Raw genomic sequence first — 2189 nt, 5'->3', positions numbered from 1 at the left:
GTAGAATGAGTCATCAAATACTAACCTTTTTCATTGTTTCATTTTTTTTAGTCATCTCACCGGGACCAAACATGGCCTTATCATCGACTCATTGTGCAATATCAGTTAGAATATAAGTTTTCATGAATATCACCCTATATAGCTGTAAACCGTGCTAATATCTTAAGCCACTTAAGCTTTATAATACTGTTGCTTAAAACTACAAATATTTTATCATTCAAGATAATAAGATCATGAACTATAAAAATAATAGCTTATTCATAAAAAATGCCTTTATTTGATATAGACTTTTTTAATTATTAAAAGTAATATATAAAGATCTTATTAATATAGAAAAAAAGGGGGAGTATATGTTTATAAACATAGATAAAATCGTTGACGAATTAAAAGAAAATAAATTTTCCCATATACCTTCTGAAAAAATAAATATAAAAGCAAATGAGATAACCGATTTAGCTCGTCTGAAGCAAAGCTGGGATTATTTGCCAATTGATCCTTACATGAAAAAAGGTGACACCTACAGGAGAAGATGCTTCGGCAAATTTATCGTAGATATAACTAATAAAACAGTAGATTTTTTAGATGATAATACTTTTTTTCAGAGTTCTGAAATCAATAGTTATGCAGGTGGGATTGAAAGAAAACTGCCCAAAATGTTAGACATAATATCATCTAATATTATATTACGAAAAATCATTGAAAATACACTGAAAGCTTTTTTGATGTATAAAAATAAAGAAAGCAATATATGGGATGTTTTCGTGCACCAATTCCGCATTGAATCAAAAAAAGGAATACAAGGAAATCCTACACCTGAAGGTATTCATAAAGATGGCCATACATTTATAAGTATGCACATGATCAATAGATATAATATTGAAGGTGGTACATCATATATCTATGATGAAAACAAAAATAAAATAAAAAAGATCGTTTTGAAAGGAAACTTAGAGAGTATACTACTCGATGATATGGAAATGTACCATTCAGCATCTGCAATTTCGTCAATAAATGATGAAGAAGGTTTCAGGGATTTAATGGTTATCGATTATAGAGAAAAACTACAATGAAAATTGCGATAACCGATAGAGTAACTGAAATAAGTGAATTTGAAAAACCGCTGACTGACTTGGGTGCTCAATTTTATTTCTTCAACTCTTTAAATGAAGACGACTTTCCTGATGAAATTCTGGAAGAAATTGATGCCTTATTGATCTGGCATGCAAAAATAACAGAGAAAACAGCCAAGAAATTGCGTAAATGTAAAATAGCAGTACGATTTGGTATCGGTTATGACCAAGTAGATTACGAAGAGCTGAGAAAGCACGGTGTTGAATTTGCTAACAACCCGTCTTATTGTATAGATGAAGTAGCTGATACTGCGTTAACAATGATTTTGGAAGGATGCAGGCAAATATCCAGACATAATGATTTAGCAAAAAAATATGATAAAACATGGCAAGAAAACAATCTTAAAACATTCCGTCCAAAGCATAAAACCATTGGATTGATTGGGCTAGGTAAAATAGGAAAAGCAACACTAGAACGGTTAAGGCCTTTTGGATTCAAGGTAATTGTCTATGATCCATACATTGATGAAGGTCTTGCTAAATCACTCAACTTCAAACTTTTAGAAGATATAAATACCCTTCTAGAAAAATCTGATGTGGTATCACTACACTGTCCTCTTACAAACAAAACAATAGGAATGATTAATTCAGAATTCCTTAAAAAGATGAAGAAAAACGCTATTTTAGTGAACACCGCAAGAGGAAAAATCCTCAGCGATTTTGATTGCTTAGAAAAGCATTTAAAGGAAAATCCTGAGTTTCATGCATTCCTTGATGTTCTTCCCGTGGAACCACCAAATGACCATCCTCTTATTAAAGCTTGGAGAGACAACGCTAGCTGGTTATCCTCAAGATTGGTCATTAATCCACACAATGCGTATTTTTCAGAAAGCTCACACATCGATATGAGAAAAGATATTGTTTCAACAGTTGTATCTTGCCTATACAAAAAGAAAATGAAAAACTTGGTAATTTCCTATGATTAACAATATTTACTGCGTTGGGCGCAATTATGTGGAACATGCCCATGAACTTGGCAATGTTGTTGAAGATGAACCTGTTATCTTTAGCAAACCAAATAGTTCTCTCATTTTAGGTCATGAAATTTATCTTCCTAAT

General features: G+C 31.8%; 3 protein-coding genes. All 3 read left to right on the top strand.

From position 1 onward, the window contains the following. Positions 1-350: 350 nt before the first annotated feature. Positions 351-1070, top strand: a complete 720-nt coding sequence (locus ACFIO3_RS11985) for a 2OG-Fe dioxygenase family protein (protein WP_375608263.1) — start codon at positions 351-353, stop codon at positions 1068-1070. Further along, positions 1067-2056 carry a C-terminal binding protein gene (locus ACFIO3_RS11980; protein ID WP_375608262.1) on the top strand — a complete coding sequence of 330 codons (990 nt, stop codon included), beginning with the start codon at positions 1067-1069 and terminating at the stop codon, positions 2054-2056. Before ACFIO3_RS11985 ends, ACFIO3_RS11980 begins: the two co-directional genes overlap by 4 nt. Beyond that, on the top strand, positions 2049-2189 hold a 141-nt coding region (locus ACFIO3_RS11975), incomplete at its 3' end, for a fumarylacetoacetate hydrolase family protein (protein WP_375704519.1). The genes ACFIO3_RS11980 and ACFIO3_RS11975, both read left to right, overlap by 8 nt.

The sequence above is a fragment of the Bartonella sp. AD328YNZD genome (assembly GCF_042196425.1).
Note: the sequence above shows the minus strand (reverse complement) of the source record. Positions and strands in the feature narration are given on the sequence as shown.

What these genes read in the sequence shown, in the direction of transcription:
- ACFIO3_RS11985 (WP_375608263.1), top strand. Translation starts at nt 351, where the DNA reads ATGTTTATAAACATAGATAAAATCGTTGACGAATTAAAAGAAAATAAA.
- ACFIO3_RS11980 (WP_375608262.1), top strand. Translation starts at nt 1,067, where the DNA reads ATGAAAATTGCGATAACCGATAGAGTAACTGAAATAAGTGAATTTGAA.